At 36.2% G+C, this 3785-nt stretch carries 5 protein-coding genes; 2 read left to right on the forward strand and 3 right to left on the reverse strand.

The features are described 5' to 3' along the window. The first annotated feature begins 207 nt into the window (after positions 1-207). Positions 208-843 (forward strand): hypothetical protein, encoded by a 636-nt coding sequence (locus PVV63_RS09975; protein WP_273791718.1) that lies wholly within the window; start codon positions 208-210, stop codon positions 841-843. Between the two features lie 198 nt (positions 844-1041). Here PVV63_RS09975 and PVV63_RS09980 read toward each other — a convergent pair whose 3' ends face one another. The 3 genes from PVV63_RS09980 to PVV63_RS09990 all read right to left on the reverse strand — a co-directional run bounded on the left by PVV63_RS09980 (position 1042) and on the right by PVV63_RS09990 (position 3072). Continuing rightward, positions 1042-1908 carry a hypothetical protein gene (locus tag PVV63_RS09980; protein WP_273791719.1) on the reverse strand — a complete coding sequence of 289 codons (867 nt, stop codon included), beginning with the start codon at positions 1906-1908 and terminating at the stop codon, positions 1042-1044. 11 nt (positions 1909-1919) lie between these two features. Continuing rightward, positions 1920-2246: a dATP/dGTP diphosphohydrolase domain-containing protein gene (locus PVV63_RS09985; protein ID WP_273791721.1), complete on the reverse strand. Its 327-nt coding sequence runs from the start codon at positions 2244-2246 to the stop codon at positions 1920-1922. A gap of 574 nt (positions 2247-2820) precedes the next feature. Continuing rightward, a complete protein-coding gene (locus PVV63_RS09990) occupies positions 2821-3072 on the reverse strand; it encodes a helix-turn-helix transcriptional regulator (protein ID WP_273791720.1) in 252 nt (83 codons plus the stop codon). Positions 3073-3163: 91 nt separating this feature from the next. On the opposite strand from PVV63_RS09990, the gene PVV63_RS09995 reads away from it, so the two are divergent. Next, positions 3164-3466, forward strand: a complete 303-nt coding sequence (locus tag PVV63_RS09995; RefSeq protein WP_183229374.1) for a helix-turn-helix domain-containing protein — start codon at positions 3164-3166, stop codon at positions 3464-3466. Positions 3467-3785 lie beyond the last annotated feature (319 nt).

Raw genomic sequence — 3785 nt, forward strand, 5'->3', positions numbered from 1 at the left:
GTAACGCATTCCACCGCCTTCAAAACGGCGCGATTGAAAATTCACGGTACCACTGAACATGTCACCACTTGCACCACGTATCGCCCACCCCGTTTTGGTACCTAGATCAAAACAAAGAATCGTGTTATTCACCACGCCACTCAATACATAATGTGTTTTATAAAATTGCTGTTTTCCCATAAGCGAGGGGAGAAAGATGTATAGAATATGGAAACAATACTTAAATGGATAAGTGCATTGGACACTACTGTCATTGCTATTCTTAATGGAGTTTTCCTTTTTTGGTTTAGAAAACAAGACATGAAAAAAATAGATGAACAAATCAAACATCTTGAAAGCCAAGCTGAAACAGCAAAAGAACATGTTTCCATTTTATGGGAAGAAAAAAGAATACGAGACTTAGGTCCAAATCTAAAGGTTGTTATAGATGGGAAACCATACGCATATAGGAGCGGTAAAGATTTCCTTATTGACATAAATGTAATCATAAAAAATCCTACAAAATATTCAATAAAAATGAATAATTTTCAGATAGATAAAAAAAGTCCGTTTGCATTTGTTGAGGGTGGTTCTATAGATCATGTAATAGCTTTTACCCCTGAGAATGAAAAATACATGGGGTTTGAAAGCCCTTTTAGAGCAGACTTAAACTCTCAGGACATATGCGGCTATTTTAGTCTAAAAAGACATGAAAAAGCACTATTTACTCTCACAGTTCGCCACCTCAAACCAAATATCGAAACTGTACCAATCTTTATCATTGAACACACTTCATCAAATCACCCAGAAAGAGTGGTTCAAACTAAGTTTTGGCCTAGCTTTTTTCTATCTTTTGAAGAATAGAAAATGTTAGAAGGAGATAATTTTTGAATTATCTTTTCTTGCTCGTGTATTATTTTATCTTTTTCCATTATCTCATCTCTTAAATTTTGTGTCTTTTTATAGAAGTAATAAACGTGATAAAGTGCCACTACGTTACAAATTATTAATGTGATATATTTAGATAAATACTTAATTTCTTCTGGACTCATCTTTCTCTCCTCACTTACCCTTCTTCTTACTCTTCTTATTCTTATGAGCCGGCGCTTTTACTGCTTCATCACGCGGCTTAAGCTTTTGTGTTAGTCTTTGAATTTCCGCATCACGTGATTGCACATCTGCTTTTAGTGCCTCTATCGTTTCACTTTTCCGTTTAAAGTCTTCTCGGTACGCATCTATCTTTTGTTTTAGTTCATCAATTTCCTCGTCACGTTCTTCAATCTCTTGCTTCAGTTCATCAATTTCCTCGTCGTCACATTCTTCCATCTTTTGTTTCAATTCATCAATTTCCTCGTCGCGTTCTTCAATCTCTTGCTTCAATTCTTTAATTTCCTCGTCGCGTAATTGAACATCTGCTTCGAGTTCTTTAATTTCCTCCTCACGTTCTTTAATCTCTTGCTTCAGTTCTTCCATTTCCTCGTCGTCACATTCTTCTATCTTTTGTTTCAATTCTTCAATTTTCTCGTCGCGTTCTTTAATCTCTTGCTTCAATTCTTTAATTTCCGTATCACGTGATTGAACATCTGCTTTTAGTGCCTGTATCTTTTCACTTTTCCGTTTAAACTCTTCTCGGTACGCATCTATCTTTTGCTTAAGTTCTTCAATTTCCTCGTCACGTTCTTCAATCTCTTGCTTCAGTTGTTTAATTTCCTTGTCACGTTCTTCAAGATCTGCATCACATTCATCAATTGTTTGCTTGCTTTCCATTAAATACCTAAACTCATTCTCTTTCATTTTTTTCTTAATATCTTGAACCTGCTCTTTAAGTGCTTTAACTTGGTTGCGATAATGCAATGCAATACGAAACATCACTCCGCTTAAGAGCAAAACTGAAACCACTGCTATCCATAAAATTTCATTCGAACTCATCTTTATCTCCTTTAATTTTTATGAGGGCGGTCATCATGACCAATCTGTTGTGCTTCGCATTCCATTAAAAAAAGAATGCAACAAGCCGCATGTGCCAAGTGTGATAAATCACTCTCAGCATCCTTATGCTCTCCACCAAACCATGCTAATAAATGACGTAAAGCAGCACCGTGAAACCTGCTCCAGTGCATGCCATTACGCCAATTGTTTGCTCCGTACTTCTTTGCCCCAAACTCTAAAACTTTACCAATTTCACGCAGTGCCAACGGCGGTATAAGCTCTACACGAGGCTTACCATCATCATTCTTATGCGCTTCATTTGCATTATGTGAACACATATAAACTCTGTCGCCACCATATTCTTCAGTGCCGCAAACATATGCATTTCCATAAATCTTGGACTTACCATAAACCACGGCATGACCGAACACCTTAGCAGCATCACAAACCTTGGCATAACCACAAACCTTGGCGTTGCCATAAACCTTGGCGTTGCCATAAACATGGATATTATCGTAAACGTAAGCATTACCAAAAACCGCAGCTTCATCACAAACCTTGGCATTGCCAAATACATGCGCATTACCACAAACCTTGGCGTTGCCATAAATCGCAGCTGCTAAAAGAACATTGGCATTCTCATAAACACGGGCATTGTCATAAACATGAGAAAAACCAAGAACCTTGGCATTGCCAAAAACACGTGCATCACCATAAACCCATGCCCTATTCCCAACCCAACAATCACCTTCATGACTTAGGTTGTCTTCTTTCTCTATATAGCCTCCTAAATCACCTGCTTTAACATCACCAAAGTCTCTCAGTGCACGAATGCGGTGAAGTGTTCTGCCATCAAACTCAATTGTTTCATCAGTAAGTTCGTATTTCTTTTCTACAGCCATCATCACCTCCTTAAGGCTGCAAAGTCTCACGCGCGCTATCAACGCCGGAACTTTTTGCAATTGAAGGAAAATTCTCTTGATACCAATCGCTAGGGCTTATGTAATTATCGGTAACTTCTGCTATCTTTTTTATTATCTTAGGATGCGGAAATCGCTTCTTATTTACATAGCGTGCTACAGATGCTTGCGTAACACCTACCAAAATCGCAAACTCGGCATAAGTAATATTATTCTTTGATAAATACAGTTTTAGTTTAGACATTCCTTTTTATACCATATCGGTATTATTAAAACAAGGAAATTTTACCATATTGGCATTTGAAAGGATTTTTTTTTTAATTAGGATAAGAATCATGAATAATTTGAAATTTTTCAGACAAAAAGTCGGTTTAACTCCAAAAGAATTAGCCGAATTGGTGGGAACTAGTCAGCCACAAATTTTTCGTTTAGAAAATGGGCAACGAAAATTAACAAAAGAGTGGGCTATACGTTTGGCACCACACTTAAAAATTACTCCCAAACAATTGTTGTTTTCAGGAAATAAGCCTAATAGCTTAGATGAACAAATTGAAGATATGTTAGAGCATCTAAGCTACGATAATAAGGTTAAACTTCTGGATCTCCTTTCTTCATTTTATCAAGATAAAAAAGAATAAACTCTCTTTTTTCATCTTCTGTCAATTTATTCCATAGTTCCAATATTTGCGTATTAATTGACCATTTTTCATCCATTTGTTCTACTCATAAAAAATAAAAAATAAAAAATAACCATTTTGGTATTGACTTTAAATTACCATTTTGGTATCAAGATATCCCATATCTTAGAAAATAACTTTTGCCAATAGGCTGTATGGAGGCATTTGTGAATAAACCAGTGTTTATAAATTCTGATGAAATTCTCTTAGTGATGTGCGAAAATGAAGAGCAAAATCTCGCTAAATCTGGTCCTTTCTTAGAAGAAAGTGACATGATCAA

The sequence above is a fragment of the Bartonella sp. CM31XJBT genome (genome assembly GCF_028618555.1).
Lineage (GTDB): Bacteria > Pseudomonadota > Alphaproteobacteria > Rhizobiales > Rhizobiaceae > Bartonella.

Bases quoted from the DNA above. Each gene is read 5' to 3' on its own strand.
- PVV63_RS09990 (WP_273791720.1), bottom strand. From the start codon at position 3,072: ATGTCTAAACTAAAACTGTATTTATCAAAGAATAATATTACTTATGCC.
- PVV63_RS09980 (WP_273791719.1), bottom strand. From the start codon at position 1,908: ATGAGTTCGAATGAAATTTTATGGATAGCAGTGGTTTCAGTTTTGCTC.
- PVV63_RS09995 (WP_183229374.1), top strand. From the start codon at position 3,164: ATGAATAATTTGAAATTTTTCAGACAAAAAGTCGGTTTAACTCCAAAA.
- PVV63_RS09985 (WP_273791721.1), bottom strand. From the start codon at position 2,246: ATGTGTTCACATAATGCAAATGAAGCGCATAAGAATGATGATGGTAAG.
- PVV63_RS09975 (WP_273791718.1), top strand. From the start codon at position 208: ATGGAAACAATACTTAAATGGATAAGTGCATTGGACACTACTGTCATT.